Genomic DNA, 20,306 nt, shown 5'->3' with positions numbered 1-20,306 from the left:
CAAAAGGAAATAAGAGAGGATGTGGCGCGATGACTCCGCCTAAATTAGAGGAAATTCAGCAAGTAACGCAGATTTTTAAGATGCTTAGTGATCCGACCAGATTAAAAATTTTGTTGTCCCTTCAAGAGGGTGAACGCAATGTCACTTCAATCGCGGAACAAGTACATATGGAACAATCAGCAGTCTCTCATCAGTTGAAACTATTGAAAGATAATCGGATCGTAAAGTCGGAAAGACAAGGAAAAACCATCCTTTATAGTCTTGATGACAAACATGTTGTGGATATTTTGCAAAAAACATTCGAACATATCCATCACCGTTAAAACTAGGGCGAGAATTTCTCAAAAGTCCTAGTTTTTTCTTATTGTTTTTGGTATGCTAGTGGAAATATTAAAATTGGATGAACGGTTTTTAATAACGTTTTCAGTTAGGGGGCATTATGGGTAAGCAATTGAACATTGGATTATTAGGAATGGGTGTTGTTGGCAGCGGGGTATGCCAAGTGTTGGCAGAGCAAAAAGAAGCCATTCTGGCACGCACAGGAGTCAGTGTGCAAATCACGAAAGCATTAGCTTCGCCTTATGAGGATAAGTCTGCGTTAGCAGCTAAGTATGGGTTTGCTTTGACGAATGAGGCAAATGAGTTGTTTGAAGATGAGACCATCGACGTAATTGTGGAATTGATCGGGAAGATCGATCCGGCAAAAGCGTTTATTTCAGCTGCTTTAGAAAATAAAAAGCATGTTGTGACGGCAAATAAAGATTTGATTGCCACCCATGGACCTGAACTGCTGGCAATTGCTGAAAAAGCCGGTGTTTCTCTTTATTATGAAGCCAGTGTGGGGGGAGGAATTCCGATTTTGCGCACATTGAGCACCCACTATCTACCTGATACCATCACAGGAATTTTTGGTATCGTCAATGGGACGACCAATTACATGTTGACGAAAATGACGGAAGATGGCCTGACCTATGAAGATGCGTTGTCGCAAGCTCAAGCAAAAGGCTTTGCCGAATCAGATCCTACCAATGATGTTGACGGTATCGATGCGGCTTATAAAATGGTGATCCTGACCAAATTTGCTTTTGGGAAAACAATCGACGTTGCTGATGTTGCAACAAAAGGTATTCGCGGATTAGCTGTAGAAGATATTAAGCAGGCACAAGCTTTTGGCTATGAAGTGAAATTGATTGGCGCAGCTCAAAAGACTGATGACGGTTCCCTTACTGTATCGGTTGGGCCGGTGTTAGTGCCAAAAAACCACGCCTTGGCGACGATCCAAAATGAGTTCAATGGTATTTTTATCAAAAGCGACGGAATTGATCAGTCGATGGTTTATGGACCAGGGGCTGGATCGCGTCCGACAGCCACTAGTGTGGTTGCCGATTTGACGGTATTGGCTAAAAACAAAACATTCGGGATCGTTGAACCTTTTTTAACCTTTGAAAAAGAAACTGCATTGGCTTCGGTACAAGAAGTTCCTGTGCAACACTATGTTTCCTTTTCAAGTAAAGACCTTAATGCAGCTTCTTTCCCAGAATGGTTTGAATCAAAGCACACAGCATTTGATGAAGCAAGCCAACGAATAGCTGGAATCACGAAGCCAATCAGTGAAAAGGAACTAACAGTAGCACTCAAGGCATACGCGAATACGCAAAACGTGCAAATAATGAAAGTGATGGAGGAATAAACATGTATCAAGGATTATTGCATCAATACAAGGAATATCTCCCAGTTAATGAAAATACCCCAGCATTGTCGCTGGCTGAAGGAAATACACCTCTGATTCCATTACCAAGTCTTTCAAATGAATTAGGGATCCAATTGTATGGAAAATACGAAGGCCTGAATCCGACAGGCTCATTTAAAGACCGCGGCATGGTGATGGCGGTGGCAAAAGCAGTGGAAGAAGGCGCGAAAGCGATCGTTTGTGCCTCGACAGGAAATACTAGTGCAGCCGCAGCCGCTTATGCGACCAGAGCAGGAATCAAAGCTTATGTCGTCATTCCAGAAGGCAAGATCGCTATGGGGAAACTGGCGCAAGCGATCGTTTATGGAGCGGACATCATTTCGATTCCAGGAAACTTTGATGAAGCGTTAAAAGCAGTCCGGGATATTGCGAAAACAGAAGCTGTAGCATTAGTGAACTCTGTCAATCCTTATCGTTTAGAAGGACAAAAAACAGCTGCCTTTGAAGTATGCGAACAGCTAGGACAGGCGCCTGATGTTCTTGCAATTCCAGTTGGTAATGCTGGGAATATCTCGGCTTATTGGAAAGGATTCAAAGAATGGCATGAGAAAAAAGGCACCACGTTGCCAAGAATGCATGGGTTTGAAGCTGAAGGTGCTGCTGCGATCGTCCGTGGGGAAGTCATCGAACAGCCAGAAACGATCGCTACAGCGATTCGGATCGGCAATCCAGCCAGCTGGCAGTTGGCAGAAGCCGCTCGTGATGAATCAAATGGACACATCGATGCAGTAACCGATGAGGAAATTTTGAATGCTTACCGTAAAATTGCTGCGCAAGATGGTGTGTTTATTGAACCAGGCTCAGCTGCATCGCTGGCTGGTGTCATCCAGCACGTGAAAGCAGGGAAAATCAAACCAGGTGAGACTGTCGTTGCCGTCTTTACTGGAAATGGTCTGAAGGATCCTGATACAGCTATCAAAGCGACAGAAGTAACCATCAATAAGATGAGTGATTTAGAAGAAATGCGCCAGCATCTTCGTGAAGGAGTTGCCAAGTTATGAAGATCCGCGTTCCTGCAACCAGTGCGAATTTAGGGCCTGGCTTTGATTCCTGCGGGATTGCCCTGTCAAAGTATTTGTTCATCGAAGTTTTAAAAGAAAACGATACATGGGAAATCATCCATGAGCTAGGCTCAGAGATCCCAAACGATGAAACTAACTTACTTTTGCGTGTGGCACTAAAATTAGCACCAGACATGAATCCCCTGAAGATCCGTATGAGTTCGGATATTCCTTTGGCACGAGGCTTAGGCAGTAGTTCCTCGGTGATCGTCGCTGGTATTGAACTAGCCAACCGAATGGCACACATGAATCTGAGTGCAGCACAAAAGCTTGAGATCGCAACTGCCATTGAAGGGCATCCTGACAATGTTGGACCAGCGATCTATGGAGATTTTGCAGTTGCTGCTTATGACCATCAGCACAAGCATACGTATTTAGTAAAGCATCATTTTCCAGAGTGCGAGATCATTGCCTATATTCCTCATGAAGAACTTTTGACTGAAGCAAGTCGTCAAGTCTTGCCGCAAACACTTTCTCACGAGCAAGCAGTTGAGGCCAGTGCGATCGCCAACGTGATGATCGCAGCGGTCATCAATGGCAATCTGCCTCTTGCAGGGAAATTGATGCAGCAGGATCGTTTCCATGAAGCCTATCGGGAAAAGCTTGTGCCACACTTGTCGACCATTCGCCAAATCTGCGAAGAAGAAGGCGGCTATGGTTGTTTCTTAAGCGGCGCTGGACCAACGGTCTTAGCGATCGTCCCAGAGGAACGGGCAGAACGAATCTCAAAACTTTTACATGCCTTGGAGAGCAATGCGTATATCGAACAATTACAAATCGATCGTGAAGGGCTGCAAGTTTTTTAAAAAACTTTGAAATGATAGATATTCTAAAAAAGATGAGCAGACGGCAGTCTGTTCATCTTTTTTTATTGCTTTATCGTTGTCAGTCTTTTGTCTCTGAAGTGTAATAGCTATGGTCTTCTAAGTTTAATGCATTTAAAATCATTGAGGCGGTTTCTTCGATGGAAAGGGAAGCGACATTGATCACGACACAACCTAATTTCTCATAAAGATCATTAGCAAACGTCAGCTCTGCTTTGATTTTTTCAATATCGGAATATGCAGAGTCAGGGTTCAGGCCATAAGAACGCATCCGTTCTTTGCGGATACTGTTTAACACATTCGGATCATTTGTTAACCCGACGATTTTTTTCGGATCGATTTCCCAGAGCTGTTTCGGGATGTGGGCTTGTGGAACCAAAGGCAAATTAGCGACTTTTAAGTTTTTGTTCGCTAAAAATAGACTCAACGGTGTTTTTGAGGTTCGAGAAACCCCTAGTAACACGACATCTGCTTCCAAGAAGCCACGAGGGTCTTTTCCGTCATCGTACATGACCGCAAATTCCATGGCTTTGATGCGTTTGAAATAATTTTCGTTCAGGTGGTGCAAAGCCCCTGGCTCTCGCGAAGGTGCTACTCCAGTGCGGCGTGCCACTTCACTGACAGGCGGTGTTAATACGTCGAAATGATAGAGATCCGCTTCTTCACAAAAATGATTCGTCAAATCCACGAGTTCTTCTTTGATCAAAGTGTGAAGAATAATGGCATTGTGTTTCTTAGCATCTGATAATGCTTTGATCAAGTGCTCTTTCGTGTGGATAAACGTGCGTCTAAAAAGGTTAAATTCGACGCTGGGGTACTGTGCCATTGTCGCTTGGGCAAGCTTCGATGCTGTTTCACCGGCAGAGTCCGACAAAACGAACATCGTCACTGCAGCACTGGTTTGCAATTTTTCTTGCAAGTCTAGTTGTTCTGGTTCATTTGGCTTCATAAGAAAAATCCTCTCTTGCTTTTTTATTGATTTCATTATACCATACTTAAGATTGATAGAATCGGAATGATTTTGATTTATCAGGAGGGTCTACGATGAAAAATCAAACGCTCATAGAGCATGCCATGACAACGTTGAAAGAAAATGGCTTTAAAAATACGAAAAAAAGAGAAGCGATCATTACCTATTTAGTGAAACGCAATCGCTATTTACCGGCAAAAGAAATTCACGAATACATGTCGGAAAAGTACCCTGGCTTGAGTTATGATACGATCTACCGGAATTTGCACGATTTTTCTGAGATCGGTATTTTAGAAGAAACAGAACTGAACGGTGAGATGAAGTTTCGCTATAACTGTTGTGCAGAATTAGAAGACCATCATCACCATCACTTTATTTGCACGGTTTGTGGCAAAACAAAAGAACTGCATATTTGCCCAATGGACTTCTTTCAAGAACAGCTTCCCGGTTGTTTGATCGAGGGTCATCGCTTCGAGATTTTGGGTCGTTGTGAAGAATGTCAATGAAAACCCAAACAAACTTGACAGTATCGAAGACTTTTTTAACAGAATGCCTTGACACTTTTTCAGGGGTTAGCTATAATTTTTAAAGGACAGTCGTGTTTTTTGGGATTTTATTTCAATAACAACTACGGTTACTTTTTAAGCTCGGAGGGAGGGAATTTACATGTCAAAAACAGTCGTTCGCAAAAACGAATCACTTGACGATGCTCTTCGTCGCTTCAAACGTTCCGTGTCAAAAGCGGGTACTTTACAGGAATCTCGTAAACGTGAATTTTACGAAAAACCTAGCGTAAAGCGTAAGAAAAAATCTGAAGCAGCTAGAAAACGCAAAAAATTCTAATTTTCTACTGTTTTGAGAATTGGAGCTGGTAGTGTGACACTACTAAGTACACTGAATGATGACATGAAGACAGCGATGAAAGCCAAAGACAAGGAAACCTTGCAGGTGATCCGCATGTTGAAAGCATCAATTCAAAATGAGCAGATCAAAAAAGGTTCTGACTTGAATGAAGAAGAAGAGTTGACCGTTTTATCTCGTGAGATGAAGCAACGTCGGGACTCTTTACATGAGTTTGAGAAAGCTGACCGAAATGATCTAGCTGAGAAAGTCAAAGTTGAAATTGCAGTTGTTGAAAAATATTTGCCAGCACAACTTGATGAAGCGGAAATCCGCCAAATCGTTGCTGGAGCGATTGAAAAGACTGGTGCTTCTTCTTCCAAAGAATTTGGAAAAGTGATGGGTGCTGTAATGCCACAAGTCAAAGGCAAAGCAGACGGCAATCAAGTCAATGCGATCGTTAAAGAATTATTGGATCAAATGTAAGCTCACGCCGCGAGTATGGATGACATGCTCGCGGCTTTTTTTCTGATTTCAAAAACTTAAAAAAAGCATAAGGACAAAAAGGAAACTACCCTTGGACTTTATAAGTAATTTTTCTTTTTTCCATCTTATGTTATTATTAATAAGAACGCCAAAAAAGGAGCTGTAACATATTTGACAGACAAAACTATGACGATCGAGATAACACTTAGTGAGAACGATGACGTTCGTTTACTCTTAGGTGCTCACGATAAGAACATTAAAATCATTGAAGACTCGACGGGGACGGTCATTCACACTCGTGGGGAGCTGATCCAAATCGTCGGCGAAGCGGAAGCTACAGAAAAAGCACAATCCGTGATCCGAGCGTTGCAAGAGTTGATCAAACGAGGCATCAATATCAGTACTCCTGATGTGATCACAGCTTTGAACATGGTAAACAAAGGCAGTCTTGATTATTTCAAAGATATGTATGAAGAAGAAATCATCAAGGACCGTAATGGGAAACCGATTCGGGCAAAAAATGCCGGTCAAAAGAAATATATCGAAGCTGTCCGTAAACATGATGTGGTCTTTGGGGTCGGACCAGCCGGAACCGGAAAAACCTTTCTGGCCGTCGTAATGGCGATCGCTGCTTTAAAGAAAGGTCAAGTGCAAAAGATTATTTTGACACGGCCCGCGGTTGAAGCAGGAGAGAATCTTGGCTTTCTGCCAGGCGATTTGAAAGAAAAAGTCGATCCTTACTTGCGACCGGTTTATGATGCGTTGTATCAAATTTTCGGGATGGATCATACCAATCGTTTGATGGAACGAGGCGTCATAGAGATCGCCCCATTGGCATATATGCGTGGACGTACGCTAGAAGATGCCTTTGTCATTTTAGATGAAGCGCAAAATACGACGATCGCTCAAATGAAAATGTTTCTGACGCGTTTAGGATTCAACTCCAAAATGATCGTCAATGGCGATACGAGTCAGATCGACTTGCCAAAAGGGACTTTAAGCGGTTTGATCCATGCGGAGCGAACGTTGCAGGAGATCCCTAAAATTGCTTTTGCTAATTTTGAAGCAGGAGATGTGGTGCGGCACCCAGTTGTGGCCGATATCATTCGAGCTTATGAAGAAGCAGATCTTAAAGACAAGCGCTGATCGTCTTTCAGGAGGAGAACTATGATCATTCAACCACTACGGAAACTTAGAGAAAGACTTGGGAAGTTTTATTTACCAGTTTTGATGTTTCTCTTCTTTCTTTTTTCGATTGGTATCATGTACACCAGTGTCAAACAGAATAATGTCGATTATAGCGAAGGCCAGGTGGCGGAAGAAAACATTCGTGCCAATAAAACGATCGAAAACACTACTGCAACGGAACAAAAACGCAAATTGGCAGCAGAAGCGGTTCCGCCAGAGTACACCTATCAGGATACTCTAGCGCAGACACAGCACGATCGCATCGACCACCTTTTTGACTTAGTTGATTCAGTCAAAAAATCAACGGATGAGGCACATGCAAAAGAAGTTGCTGAGGCGGATGAGGATGAAAATATCCCTAAACCGAGTACGGATGAATACATCGCAGCCTTAAAAAAAGAGTTTGAAAAAATGAGTGATGATGAACTTGATTTCTATCAGTCATTGACGAATAATTTTTTGTCGACATTGTTTTCATTAAGTGCCGATGAATTGAATACGGTACGAACCTATGCGTTGCAGCTAGTAGACGAGCAAATGGCCAAACAGATCCGTCAAACAGAACTCAGTACTTTCCGCTCAGAGGCGGAAGACAAGATCCAATTTCTAGATGTTACTTCGGATATGGCGTCCGTTTTACGCTTCATTGTCAATCAAGGAATCGTCGTCAATGATATTCCCAATGAAAAGCGGACGGAAGAAGCGAGACAAACCGCCATGGATGCTGTTCCACCGGTAATGATCTATCAAGGGGAGATCATTGTTCGTGAAGGATCACAGATCGATGCCAACGCATTGGAAAAGCTGCAGCTTTTAGGAATGACCAATCAGACCTTCTCAGTTTTTCCATTAATCGCCTTAGTTTTAGCGACCTGCTTACAAATGCTCATGCTGTTTTATTATACAAGACAGACAAAAGATGTTGAAAAGCGAATGAACGCCGTCACTTTTTATATTTTGGCGATGGCATTCAGTATCTTGATCATGAAATTTTTCCAACTGTTCCAATCAGAATTAGTGACCTTTATCCCGCTCTTTTTCCCAGCAGCCTTTACACCGCTGATTCTAAGCATTTTCTCCAGCAGACGTTTAGGGATATTAGCCGCGATTTTCCAAGTGGTCAGTGCACTCTTCATTTACTTTGATTCCAGTGGGACCAACTTGTTGACGACTGTTTTAGTGACCTATCTCTTCTCTGGGTTGATGGGAACGATGATCAAACGAGCACGTATCGCCAGTCAAGGGAAAATCGCAGTCATGTGGGTGATCGTTTTCCCATTACTCTTAAGCATCATGTTGGTCATTTTCCAAGGAATGGATTTGGCCCGCGGCAATACGTGGACAACACTCGTCTGTGGATTGGCCGGCTCGCTTCTTAGCTATTTGCTGACGATGGGGCTGCATCCATATATCGAATTATTGGTAACGGATGAAAGTATGATCGTGTTGAATGAATTGAGTAACCCGAACCACCCGTTATTGAAGCAGTTGCTGGAAGAAGCACCAGGGACCTATCATCACAGTATGATGGTTGCTAATCTTAGCGCCAATGCCGTCGCCGAGATCGGTGGGCAAAGCTTACTGACCCGCGTGGCTTGTTATTACCATGATATTGGCAAAGTCAAACATGCCAATTTCTTCGTAGAAAATTTACCTGCTGGTGCCGAAAACCCGCATAATTTTTTGCTGCCGGAAGACAGCAAACAAATCATCTTCGGTCACGTGATCGACGGAGCGGAAATTCTCGAAGAAGCCAAAATGCCGCGGATGGTGATCGATATTTGCCGTCAACACCATGGCACAACTCTGATGCGTTATTTCTATGTAAAAGCTCAAGAGCGTAATCCCGAGGTGACGGAAGAAGATTTCCGTTATCCTGGGCCAAAACCGCAAACAAGAGAAGCGGGTGTCGTGAGTATCGCTGACAGTTGTGAAGCAGCTGTTCGAGCGATGGAAAATCCGACCAATCAAAAAATTCAAGAATTTGTTGCGAATCTCATCAATGATCGGATCTTAGACGGTCAATTAGATGAAACGGGACTAACGTTGAAAGAAATCCGGATGATTGAAAAATCACTGGTCAACGGACTATGCAGTACCTTCCATTCACGGATCAAATACCCAAAAATGAAATCGGAAGCAGAGAAAATGAAAGAAGAACAAGAAAGAAGAGAGCGCTAATGGAGATTACCTTTTTAGATGAGACAAATTCAGTGGGGGAAACGAAGATCAAAGAGATCGAAGGACTTCTGCAATTTGCTGCAGGACATTTAGACCTTCCAGAGGATACGGAAATGTCCGTCACGTTTATGGACAATGCAGCCATCCAAGAAATCAATCGGGAGTATCGCGGCAAAGATATGCCGACAGATGTCATCAGTTTTGCCTTCGAAGAAGAAACGGCGGAGGAGATGCCGATTATTTTTGACGAAGCCCTTGAAGAGATGCCTCGTGATCTAGGAGACATTATGATCTCCATTGAACGGGCAAAGGAACAAGCTGCTGAATATGGGCATACTTATGATCGGGAACTTGGTTTCTTGGCGCTGCATGGTTTCTTGCATATCAACGGCTATGATCATATGACACCAGAAGATGAAAAGGAAATGTTTGGATTGCAAAAGGAAATACTGGATGCCTATGGACTCAAAAGATAAGAATATTGGGAAAAATAAACAGTTTATCTCGTCAATCGAATTTGCTTTCACCGGTATAAAAACCGTCTTTAAAGAGGAACGTAATATGCGTAAACATGTTGGGTTAGGCATCGTTGCGATCATTGCAGGCTTTATTTTCCGTTTGAATCAAATGGAATGGCTTTGGCTGCTGTTAGCCGTTTTCTTGGTCTGGATCGTGGAGATCATCAATACAGTCTTTGAGAATGTCGTTGACATGTTTACGGACTTTCATTTCCATCCAATCGGGAAAAAAATCAAAGATATGGCAGCTGGTGCTGTGCTGATGACCGCAGTTTTTGCATTAGTGGTCGCAGCGATCATCTTCTTGCCAAAATTACTGCAGCTCTTCTGATACGCACTAAAACCACAAGATAAAGGGGAACAACAATGACAACACACAAATCAGGCTTCGTTGCGATCGTCGGACGGCCAAATGTTGGAAAATCCACACTACTAAATCGAGTTGTAGGACAAAAAATCGCTATCATGAGTGACAAGGCGCAAACGACTCGTAATAAAATCCAAGGGGTCTATACGACAGATGACGCACAGCTGATCTTTATCGATACACCAGGGATCCATAAACCCAAACACCGTCTAGGCGATTTTATGGTGGAAACCGCCTATAGCGCTCTTCGTGAAGTTGACGTGACACTATTTATGATCAGTGCCGATCAAAAGCGCGGCAAGGGTGATGATTTTATCATCGAACGGTTGCGTCAAAGCCAGACGCCGGTTTTCCTAGTGATCAATAAAATTGATAAAGTCCATCCGGATGCTTTATTGGCAATCATTGAAGATTACTCCTCACAAATGGACTTTGCCGAGATCGTACCGATTTCTGCAACGGAAGGCAATAATTTCGAAACGCTAATGAAACTATTGGTCGATGAAATGCCTGAAGGTCCTCAGTATTTCCCAGAAGATCAAATCACTGACCATCCGGAATACTTTATCGTTTCCGAGTTGGTACGGGAAAAAGTCTTGCTGCTGACCAGAGATGAAGTGCCTCACTCGGTAGCGGTCGTCGTTGACTCCATGAAACGAGATCATAATGACAAGGTGCATATTCAAGCGACGATCATTGTCGAACGTGACAGCCAAAAAGGCATTATCATCGGTAAAGGCGGTAAAATGCTGAAGCAGATCGGGACGAAAGCCCGTCTAGATATTGAACACTTACTAGATGACAAAGTCTTCTTGGAATTATGGGTGAAAGTTCAAAAAGATTGGCGCGACAAGCAAACCTTCTTAACGGATTACGGCTATCGTAAAGATGAGTATTAAGGAAAGGCAGATCCATCACGGTCTGCTTTAAAGAGGAAAAACTGATGCAGTTAGCGAACTGGATCAGTTTTTTTCAAGAAATGAGGTGCGACGATGAATCTTGTTGAAACAAAAGGAATTTTGCTTTTTTCAAAGGACCATAAAGAAAAAGACAAGCTAGTCAAAATCTTTACGGAATCTGCCGGGAAGCAAATGTTTTATGTCAAGGGTGCTCATCGGAAAAATAACCCCTTGGCACCAGCGTTGCTCTCCTATACTGAAGCCACCTACATGGGAACCATCAAAGCGGAAGGCTTGTCCTTTTTAAACAATGCCAAAGACATCCATCCATTTCGTACGATTCAAAGCGATATTTTTATCGCTGGCTATGCGACTTATCTGTTGAATCTGGCTGATTCTGCTATTGATGATCGGGTCTATGACCCGCATCTTTACCAATTTTTACACGAGGCGTTACAATTGATGGATCAAGGGAACGACGCAGAGATCATCACCAATATCTTTGAGATCCAGATTTTACACCGTTTCGGGATCACCCCGAATTGGACCCATTGTGCCATCTGCGGAAAAACCGACGGTCGGTTTGACTATTCCTCAAAATATAGTGGCATTTTATGCGAACAACACTGGGGGATGGACGAACGTCGCTATCATGCGGATTCTCGTGCGATCCATTTTATTCGCTTGTTTTCGCAAATATCCTATGAGCAGATTGCTTCGATAAAATTAAAGCCAGAAACGAAAACAGCGATTCGACAAGTGATCGATCTATTGTATGATGAATATGTGGGCATTCATTTAAAAAGTAAGAAGTTTATCGATCAGATGGGGCAATGGCAAGACGTCTTAAAACCGAAAAATCAATGATAGAGTTGGCGAAACTTCAATGGAGTTAGGCCGACTCTTTTTTTGAACAATGCGGTAAAGTGACTTGCATCTTGAAACCCTACAGCAAAAGCGGCTTGTTGAATGGGCAGATCCGGCTGTGCCACCAAAAGCTCTTTGGCACGAGCCATGCGATAGTTTAATAAGTATTGGGCGGTGGATTGTCCTAAAAAACGCTGGAACAACCGAGAGAGATATTGAGGAGAAACATAGACTAAACCAGCCAAGTCTTTGATCGTGATCGCCTGATCATAATTGGTTTCGATTTCTTGTATAACAGGGACCAGATATTGTTGAAACAAGGGGTGTTTTTCGGTTGGATTCCCAGAGCGCTCTTGCATGATCGCCAGCAAAAAACGATAACACTCACTAGAAGCCCGTAACGGATCCCAGCTTATTTTTTGGTCTTCTTTAATGCGTTGTTTGATCCAAGTCATATAGGAAAAAGTTTCAGACTCTTCAACTAAAAGATAAGGTTGACTTGTAAATTGTTTTAATATCTCAGTTGCCAAAGGTCCTTGAAAGGTAGCGAAGGAGGTTTTCCAATCTGATAAGGGATAGTAGCGATGAGGAGTGAAAGGGAAAATCAAGATGCCTTCACTGGGACGTAAAATAAAGGATTCTTGACCAAAGGTGACGCGACCTTCTCCTTGTTCTGTCTGCAGCCAATGAAAGTAAGGGTAGCCATCGAGACGAACAACGTCATCTTGTGGCCAATCGTTTCCGATACTTTCAAGCGACAAAGGCAACTGCTGGTTTGTTTGATAAAAATAAATAGGCATGTTCAACCTCCATGTTTCGAAAAGTTATAAAATAGTGTTTCATGTATTATACTACAACAAAATGAAAAGCCTTACAATAAGAGAGTAGAAATCATTTTATTTTAAAGGAGCGTTCACTTATATGACAAAATTTTTTGATCGAATTCTATTCGGCGGCGATTATAATCCAAATCAGTGGCCGAAAGAGATTTGGGAAGAAGACATTCGGATCTTTAAAAAAGCAAGTATCAATAGCGCGACCGTCAATGTTTTTTCATGGGCAAAGATCCAACCCTCTGAAAATTGTTATGATTTTGAGGAATTGGATCAAATCATCGAAAAATTAAGTACGGAGGGCTTCGACATCGTCTTAGCCACTTCCACAGCCGCTTTGCCAGCTTGGATGTTTAAGAAGTATCCGGAAGTCGCTCGCACCGATTATGATGGACGCCATCATAAGTTTGGGCAACGGCATAATGCCTGTCCCAATAGTTTGGTTTATCAAAAATACGCAGAACGTCTGGCAACGAAATTAGCCGAACGTTACGGCGAAAATCCACAAGTGACTTGTTGGCACATCAATAATGAATACGGCGGCGAATGTTATTGCGACAACTGTGAAAAAGCGTTTCGTGTTTGGCTAAAGGATAAATATCAAACGATCGAAGCACTGAATAAAGCCTGGAATATGGAATTTTGGGGTCATACTGTATATGAATGGGATGAAATCGTTCTGCCAAATGCGCTGTCAGAAGGAATCGGCTATGACAAGACGGCATTTGCAGGAATTTCTATTGACTACCGACGCTTCAACTCGGATAGCCTTTTAAAAAACTATATGATGGAGCGGGACGCTATTCGGAAAATCGATCCCACGACACCGATTACAACGAATTTGATGGGAACTTTTAAAGGACTGGATTATTTCAAGTGGGCGAAGGAAATGGACCTTATTTCGTGGGATAATTATCCAGCGTATAATACGCCATGGAGTTTAGTAGCCATGACACATGATCTAATGCGCGGCTTGAAACAACAGCCCTTTATGCTGATGGAACAAACACCCTCCCAACAAAACTGGCAACCCTATAACTCATTAAAAAAACCGGGACAAATGCGGGCGCAAAGCTACCAAACGATCGCTCATGGGGCGGACACGATCCAATATTTCCAATTGCGACGTTCCATCGGTGCTTGTGAGAAATTCCATGGAGCTGTTATCGAACATGTCGGTCATGAAGACACGCGAGTTTTCCGAGAAACAGCAGCTCTTGGTGCTGAATTAGCGCAGCTTTCAGACATTATTGGGACGCAAACTCAAGCACAGGTTGCCGTGATTTTCGATTGGGACAATTATTGGGCATTAGAATATACGAGTGGTCCGACCGTTGATCTGAAGTATGTAGAACAGATCCATCGCTACTATCGCTATTTTCATGAACAAAATATTGCCGTCGACTTGGTTCCCGTGGATGCTGACTTATCAAAATACAAATTAGTCGCAGCACCTGTTCTCTACATGATCAAAGAAGGAATGCAAGAGCGGCTCACTGATTTCGTCAAACAAGGTGGTGCTTTACTTACCACGTATATGAGCGGTATCGTTGATCAATCTGACAACGTTCACTTAGGGGGCTATCCTGGGCAATTGCGGGAGTTAGCTGGCATCTGGGTGGAAGAAATCGATGCATTAGCCCCAGAACAATCAAACGGGGTTTCGTTAGTCAATGAAGAACTGACAGGAACCAGTAATTTAGTCAGCGATTTGATCCATTTAGAAACCGCCGAAGCGCTAGCGCATTACACGAGCAATTTCTATGCAGGAATGCCGGCAGTGACCAAAAATACATTTGGCGATGGAACCGTCTATTACTTTGGTGGACAGTTGGAAGATCAGCTGCAAGATCAGCTTTTCAAAACGATCGTCGAAGAGTCCGATATCACCCCAGTGATTGAGGAAGCAACAAAACTAGAAGTTGCCTGTCGTGAAAATGCAGAGGCGAAATTCTTCGTTATCATCAATTTCCACGAAGAAGCACAACCGTTGCCAGCAATGTTTGTTGGAAAGACGGATCTTCTGACGGGTGAGGTTCTTTCTTCAGAAATGATGCTGACACAATACACCACCTATATCGTCAAAGAGGAGCGTAACTGATGCGAACTTTTGCTATCGAAGATGACTTTTATCTAGACAAAAAGCCGTTCAAAGTGATCTCTGGAGCGATCCATTATTTTCGGGTCGTTCCTGAATATTGGCAAGATCGATTAGAGAAACTACGCTTGATGGGTTGTAATACTGTGGAAACCTATGTTCCGTGGAATCTCCATGAAGCACAGGAAGGCGTCTATCAATTTGAGGGGATCCTTGATTTGCGGCGATTTATCCAAACGGCACAAGAAGTAGGGCTTTATGTCATTTTGCGACCAGCACCTTATATTTGTGCAGAATGGGAATTTGGGGGACTGCCTTATTGGCTTTTGCAAGATCCCATGATGAAGCTTCGGTTTGATTATCCACCATTTATGGAAAAAATCACTCGTTATTTCGCCCATTTGTTTCCACAAGTGCGGGATCTGCAGATCACCCAAGGCGGTCCGATTTTAATGATGCAAGTAGAAAATGAATACGGCAGCTACGCCAATGATAAAGAGTATTTGCGGAAAATGGTGGCTGCGATGCGGCAACAGGGTGTAGAAACGCCGTTAGTGACCTCTGACGGACCTTGGCACGATATGTTAGAAAACGGCAGTATTAAAGACTTGGCATTGCCTACGATCAACTGCGGCTCCAACATCAAGGAAAACTTTGAAAAACTTCGAAGATTTCACGGAGAAAAACGGCCACTGATGGTCATGGAATTTTGGATCGGCTGGTTTGATGCTTGGGGTGATGACCATCATCATACAACATCAACGGCTGATGCAGTAAAGGAACTTCAGGATTGCTTGGCAGAAGGTTCTGTCAATATTTATATGTTCCATGGCGGGACCAATTTTGGCTTTATGAGCGGGTCAAACTATTACGAGCGTTTAGCGCCGGATGTCACTAGCTATGATTATGATGCCTTGTTGACAGAATGGGGAGAACCTACTGCCAAATACCAAGCCTTCAAAAAAGTGATCGCTGACTATGCGGAAATTCCTGAGTTTCCCTTGAGTATGAAACTTGAGCGAAAAGCTTATGGAACATTCTCAGTGAAAGAACGAGTCTCCTTGTTTTCGACGATCGACACGATCAGTCAACCGATCATAAGGAATTACCCTTTATCGATGGAAGCCTGCAATCAAGCGACAGGTTATATCTATTATCGCTCACTGATTGGGCCTGCTCGGAAGATTGCCGACTACCGTCTGATCAATACGATGGATCGTGCCCATACGTTTATCAACCAGAAACTTTTGCGCATCGATTATGATCGAGAAATCGGTCAATCCTATAGTTTCGATCTATCAGAATCAGAAAACGAGTTGGGGATCTTGGTGGAGAATATGGGGCGGGTCAATTATTCCGTTAAAATGAACCATCAGCACAAAGGCATTAAAGACGGTGTGATCATTAATGGCGCATTCCAAAGCAACTGGGAAATCTATCCCTTGCCGATGGATAATTTGCATGCCATTGATTTCCAAGGGAAATGGCAAAAAGGCCAACCAAGTTTCTCACGCTTTGAATGTGTTTTTGATGAATGTGCAGATACCTTTATCGAATTGCCGGGCTGGGGCAAAGGGTTTGTCCAAGTCAATGGTCATATGATCGGCCGTTTCTGGGAAAAAGGACCGCAGCAGCGCTTGTACGTCCCGGCGCCGTTTTTAAATACTGGAATGAATGAGATCATTGTTTTTGAAAGTGATGGGAAAATCGCTGATGAGATCGTCTTTCATGATCAGGCGGATTTAGGTCCAGAAGGATAAAAGTTCAAATTAATCATTGACAAACCCTAGCTTCAACTACTATCATAAGGGTAATCGAATCCGTGCTATGACCGGAAGAAAGAAAGAAGACCATTCCATGAAGCGAACTTGGGAGAGTGAAAGCCAAGTTGGAACCTTATTTCGCAGGCGTCCGTGAGCATGATCAATGAAGCTGCCGACTTGTCGGAAGTAGGGTGGAACCGCGAATGTATCGTCCCTATATCTATACACTTTGTATAGATATAGGGACTTTTTTATGTTTCACACCAAGAATAGCCAAAAACAAAGGAGGTTTTTTTATGTTATTTGATATGACGATTCCAGCAAGTGCGTTTACCGAAAAAAAGCTCAAAGTATTAGCAAGTATTCCACTGCAGGTTCGCCTTTTAAAGGATGAACAGCTTTTACATGAATTTACAACGAGTCCAGACCAAATGCTTTACGACTTATCTGATATTTTAGAAGCAGATGCCGTGGTCGAAGTAAAATTGATCCCCGGATCAGTTGTCGAGTTTTATCCTGTCGTCAATGCGTTATAAGAAAGGAAGAAAAAGATGAGTAAACTAACTGTGCAAGAGATGATTTTGACTTTGCAAAAATTCTGGTCTGAAAACGGCTGTATGCTGATGCAGGCCTATGATACAGAAAAAGGGGCTGGAACCATGAGCCCATACACATTTTTACGTGCAATCGGTCCAGAACCATGGAACGCCGCTTACGTAGAACCTTCTCGCCGTCCAGCTGATGGCCGCTACGGGGAAAACCCAAATCGTTTGTATCAGCACCACCAGTTCCAAGTCGTGATGAAGCCCTCTCCTGAAAATATCCAAGAGCTTTATTTAGAAAGCTTGCGTCTTTTAGGGATCGATCCATTAGAACATGATATTCGTTTCGTCGAAGATAACTGGGAAAACCCCTCAATGGGTTGTGCAGGTCTTGGTTGGGAAGTTTGGTTAGATGGGATGGAGATCACCCAGTTTACTTACTTCCAACAAGTTGGTGGCTTAGCGTGTAAGCCAGTGACATCAGAGATCACTTACGGCTTAGAACGTCTAGCATCTTATATTCAAGAAGTTGAAAGTGTCTACGATCTTGAATGGTCTGCAGGTGTCAAATATGGTGAGATTTTCCGCCAACCTGAGTATGAACATTCAAAATACTCCTTTGAAGTCAGTGACCAAGACTTGCTTTTAGGGAACTTCGATCGTTTTGAAAAAGAAGCAAAACGCTGTATCGATGAACGCTTAGTTCATCCAGCTTACGACTATATCTTAAAATGCAGCCATACCTTCAACCTGTTGGATGCTCGTGGCGCAGTCTCCGTCACTGAACGTGCTGGGTACCTCGCACGTATCCGTAATATGGCCCGTCAAGTAGCAAAACTATTTGTAGCAGAACGGGAAAACCTCGGTTATCCATTGCTTGATCCAGAAGTGGCGCAAAAACTGATTGAGGAGGGAAAATAAGATGGCACAAAACCTATTATTAGAAATCGGCTTAGAGGAATTACCTGCGCATGTCGTAACCCCAAGTATGAAACAATTACAAGAAAAAACGGCAGCTTTCTTAGATGCTCATGCATTACCTTATACAGCGATTGAAGCTTATTCGACACCTCGTCGTTTGGCAGTCTATGTCACCGGTCTTCCTGAAAAACAAGCCGATACACAAGAAGACGTCAAAGGGCCAGCGAAAAAAATCGCCTTAGACGAAGCAGGCAATTGGTCGAAAGCAGCTCAAGGATTTGTTCGGGGGCAAGGATTGACAACCGATGACATCACCTTCCGTGAATTAAAAGGTGTTGAGTATGTCTATGTAACGAAACATACTCAAGGTCAACCAACCGTTGAGGTATTGAAAGGATTGCAGGAAGTAATTACGAGTTTGACTTTCCCAGTAACGATGCACTGGGCAGACTACGATTTTGAATATATCCGACCAATTCATTGGATCGTCGCACTCTTTGGTGAGCAAGTCATTCCTTTCCAAATCCTTGATATTGTTACCGGACGCGAGTCAAAAGGTCATCGTTTCTTAGGTGAGGCAGTCACGTTTGATCATGCGGATGACTATTTGGAGAAAATGAAGCATCAGTTTGTCATTGCTGATCCAAGCGAACGTCAACAAATGATCACCGCACAAATCAATGCGATCGCTCAAGAAAACAACTGGCGGATCGATTTAGATGAAGACCTACTCGAAGAAGTGACAAATCTGGTTGAATACCCAACAGCTTTTGTAGGGGACTTTGAAGAAAAATATCTTTCTGTACCTGAAGAAGTGTTAGTTACTTCTATGAAAGAACATCAACGCTACTTCGATGTCCGCACCCTTGATGGAGAATTGCTGCCGCATTTCATCTCTGCCCGCAACGGGGATGCCGTGAAAATTGATAATGTCATCAAAGGAAACCAAAAAGTACTGACCGCCCGTCTAGAAGATGCTGAGTTTTTCTATAATGAGGACAAAAAATTGACCATCGACCATTGCGTGGAAAAGCTTAAGCAAGTCACCTTCCACGAAAAAATTGGCAGTTTGTATGAAAAAATGCAGCGTGTTGGATTAGCTGCACAAATCATCGGGAATACTGTTGGTTTAACACAAGAAGAACTGACTGATCTCCAACGGGCAGCTCAAATCTATAAATTTGATTTAGTGACAAATATGGTGGGAGAATTCCCTGAATTGCAAGGAATCATGGGGGAAAAGTATGCCTTGATACAAGGAGAAAAACCAACAGTTGCCCAAGCGATTCGTGAACACTACATGCCGATCTCAGCAGAAGGTGAACTGCCGCAATCGAAAATCGGGGCTGTTTTAGCCATTGCGGATAAATTGGACAGCTTGCTTGCGTTCTTCGCTGTCGATATGGTTCCAAGTGGTTCAAACGATCCTTACGCACTCCGCCGGCAAACGTACGGAATTATCCGCATCCTAGCTGAAAAACGCTGGTATTTCCCATTTGCTCAGTTACAAGAAGAGATTCGTGAAGCTATTAATGCCCAACCGGAAATTTTTGGTATTCAACTTGCCGCAGGTCAAGAACAAGTGACCGATTTTGTGAAAGGCCGTCTGCGTCAATTCTTACTCAGCAAAAATACGCGTCATGATGTCATTGAAGCTGTTTTAGGCGCACGCCAAGCAGATATCAGTACGCTATTTGAAACGGCTCAAATGTTAAGAGAACATTTGCAAGACACCGACTTCAAACCATCGATGGAAGCCTTGACCCGAGTAATCAATTTAGCGAAAAAAGCCGAATTGGAACAAGTAGCAATTGATCCTGCCTTGTTTGAAAACGACTCTGAAACTGCCTTGTATGAAGCGGTCTTAACAGTAGAGAACAAGTTCCCACATCAAACGATGGAAGAAAACTACCAAAGCTTAGTGGCACTGCGCCCATTGATCGAAGCTTATTTTGATCAAACAATGGTCATGGTGGAAGATGAACAGATTCGCCGCAACCGTTTTGCCTTGTTGGATAAAATCGCGAATATGAGTCTGGCAGTGGCTAGTTTAGATGCTTTGATTACAAAATAAAAAGCAGCTTGCAGTTGCACATTTCTGAATAAAAAAGCTGGAACTGAAAGAATCAGTTCTGGCTTTTTTTCTATGTTTCTCGATTTTTTTTGTACTTAGAATTGCTTTCTTGCAGTGTTAAATA

20 protein-coding genes are annotated in these 20,306 nt (G+C 43.0%); 18 read left to right on the top strand and 2 right to left on the bottom strand.

Annotation, left to right across the window (positions count from 1 at the left end; translation table 11 throughout):
* Positions 1–29 precede the first annotated feature (29 nt).
* From IGJ17_RS09810 to thrB, 4 genes are all read left to right on the top strand, one after another.
* On the top strand, positions 30–323 hold the full coding sequence (locus IGJ17_RS09810; protein WP_005235473.1) for an ArsR/SmtB family transcription factor: 294 nt from the start codon (positions 30–32) through the stop codon (positions 321–323).
* A 116-nt stretch (positions 324–439) separates the two neighbouring features.
* Entirely contained in the window at positions 440–1,690 is a 1,251-nt protein-coding gene (locus tag IGJ17_RS09805) for a homoserine dehydrogenase (RefSeq protein ID WP_429961309.1), read from the top strand.
* A 2-nt stretch (positions 1,691–1,692) separates the two neighbouring features.
* A complete protein-coding gene (gene thrC / locus IGJ17_RS09800) occupies positions 1,693–2,751 on the top strand; it encodes a threonine synthase (RefSeq protein ID WP_005235476.1) in 1,059 nt (352 codons plus the stop codon).
* Positions 2,748–3,617: a homoserine kinase gene (gene thrB, locus IGJ17_RS09795; RefSeq protein ID WP_429961308.1), complete on the top strand. Its 870-nt coding sequence runs from the start codon at positions 2,748–2,750 to the stop codon at positions 3,615–3,617. Before thrC ends, thrB begins: the two co-directional genes overlap by 4 nt.
* Positions 3,618–3,696: 79 nt before the next feature.
* On the opposite strand, the gene IGJ17_RS09790 is transcribed toward thrB, so the two are convergent.
* On the bottom strand, positions 3,697–4,584 hold the full coding sequence (locus IGJ17_RS09790) for a pyruvate, water dikinase regulatory protein (protein WP_008378409.1): 888 nt from the start codon (positions 4,582–4,584) through the stop codon (positions 3,697–3,699).
* A gap of 95 nt (positions 4,585–4,679) precedes the next feature.
* Here IGJ17_RS09790 and IGJ17_RS09785 point away from each other — a divergent pair, with 95 nt between their 5' ends.
* The 9 genes from IGJ17_RS09785 to recO all read left to right on the top strand — a co-directional run bounded on the left by IGJ17_RS09785 (position 4,680) and on the right by recO (position 11,951).
* Positions 4,680–5,111, top strand: coding sequence for a Fur family transcriptional regulator (locus IGJ17_RS09785; protein ID WP_008378408.1), 432 nt, complete (start codon positions 4,680–4,682; stop codon positions 5,109–5,111).
* 160 nt (positions 5,112–5,271) lie between these two features.
* Entirely contained in the window at positions 5,272–5,448 is a 177-nt protein-coding gene (gene rpsU, locus IGJ17_RS09780) for a 30S ribosomal protein S21 (RefSeq protein ID WP_002356740.1), read from the top strand.
* A gap of 33 nt (positions 5,449–5,481) precedes the next feature.
* Positions 5,482–5,931, top strand: a complete 450-nt coding sequence (locus IGJ17_RS09775) for a GatB/YqeY domain-containing protein (protein WP_005235483.1) — start codon at positions 5,482–5,484, stop codon at positions 5,929–5,931.
* A 186-nt stretch (positions 5,932–6,117) separates the two neighbouring features.
* The gene (locus IGJ17_RS09770; RefSeq protein WP_016612213.1) at positions 6,118–7,077 is read left to right on the top strand and encodes a PhoH family protein; all 960 of its coding nucleotides are present in this window, start codon (positions 6,118–6,120) and stop codon (positions 7,075–7,077) included.
* Positions 7,078–7,098: 21 nt separating this feature from the next.
* On the top strand, positions 7,099–9,300 hold the full coding sequence (locus IGJ17_RS09765) for an HD family phosphohydrolase (protein ID WP_005235486.1): 2,202 nt from the start codon (positions 7,099–7,101) through the stop codon (positions 9,298–9,300).
* Complete coding sequence (gene ybeY / locus IGJ17_RS09760) at positions 9,300–9,776, top strand: rRNA maturation RNase YbeY (RefSeq protein ID WP_008378268.1); 477 nt, start codon at positions 9,300–9,302, stop codon at positions 9,774–9,776. Before IGJ17_RS09765 ends, ybeY begins: the two co-directional genes overlap by 1 nt.
* On the top strand, positions 9,760–10,149 hold the full coding sequence (locus IGJ17_RS09755) for a diacylglycerol kinase family protein (protein ID WP_016612211.1): 390 nt from the start codon (positions 9,760–9,762) through the stop codon (positions 10,147–10,149). Before ybeY ends, IGJ17_RS09755 begins: the two co-directional genes overlap by 17 nt.
* A gap of 35 nt (positions 10,150–10,184) precedes the next feature.
* Entirely contained in the window at positions 10,185–11,084 is a 900-nt protein-coding gene (gene era / locus IGJ17_RS09750; RefSeq protein ID WP_008378264.1) for a GTPase Era, read from the top strand.
* Positions 11,085–11,177: 93 nt separating this feature from the next.
* Positions 11,178–11,951, top strand: a complete 774-nt coding sequence (recO, locus tag IGJ17_RS09745) for a DNA repair protein RecO (RefSeq protein WP_429961307.1) — start codon at positions 11,178–11,180, stop codon at positions 11,949–11,951.
* Here the strand turns inward: recO and IGJ17_RS09740 are convergent.
* Positions 11,945–12,751: an AraC family transcriptional regulator gene (locus tag IGJ17_RS09740; RefSeq protein WP_429961306.1), complete on the bottom strand. Its 807-nt coding sequence runs from the start codon at positions 12,749–12,751 to the stop codon at positions 11,945–11,947. The genes recO and IGJ17_RS09740 overlap by 7 nt on opposite strands.
* Positions 12,752–12,872: 121 nt before the next feature.
* Between IGJ17_RS09740 and IGJ17_RS09735 the strand changes: the two genes are divergently transcribed.
* The 5 genes from IGJ17_RS09735 (at position 12,873) to glyS (ending at position 20,182) form a co-directional block, all read left to right on the top strand.
* Complete coding sequence (locus IGJ17_RS09735; RefSeq protein ID WP_429961305.1) at positions 12,873–14,885, top strand: beta-galactosidase; 2,013 nt, start codon at positions 12,873–12,875, stop codon at positions 14,883–14,885.
* Positions 14,885–16,642: a glycoside hydrolase family 35 protein gene (locus IGJ17_RS09730; RefSeq protein ID WP_429961304.1), complete on the top strand. Its 1,758-nt coding sequence runs from the start codon at positions 14,885–14,887 to the stop codon at positions 16,640–16,642. The genes IGJ17_RS09735 and IGJ17_RS09730 overlap by 1 nt, the downstream gene beginning before the upstream one ends.
* 299 nt (positions 16,643–16,941) lie before the next feature.
* On the top strand, positions 16,942–17,181 hold the full coding sequence (locus tag IGJ17_RS09725; protein ID WP_008378255.1) for a hypothetical protein: 240 nt from the start codon (positions 16,942–16,944) through the stop codon (positions 17,179–17,181).
* 15 nt (positions 17,182–17,196) lie between these two features.
* The gene (glyQ, locus tag IGJ17_RS09720) at positions 17,197–18,108 is read left to right on the top strand and encodes a glycine--tRNA ligase subunit alpha (RefSeq protein ID WP_005225852.1); all 912 of its coding nucleotides are present in this window, start codon (positions 17,197–17,199) and stop codon (positions 18,106–18,108) included.
* Position 18,109: 1 nt separating this feature from the next.
* On the top strand, positions 18,110–20,182 hold the full coding sequence (glyS, locus tag IGJ17_RS09715) for a glycine--tRNA ligase subunit beta (RefSeq protein WP_429961303.1): 2,073 nt from the start codon (positions 18,110–18,112) through the stop codon (positions 20,180–20,182).
* Positions 20,183–20,306 lie beyond the last annotated feature (124 nt).

This window comes from Enterococcus sp. DIV1096b (assembly GCF_050498765.1).
In the GTDB taxonomy this organism is placed as follows: Bacteria; Bacillota; Bacilli; order Lactobacillales; family Enterococcaceae; genus Enterococcus_D; species Enterococcus_D entomosocium.
The sequence above is the reverse complement of the archived record's forward strand: the minus strand, read 5'-3'. Positions and strand labels throughout refer to the sequence as shown.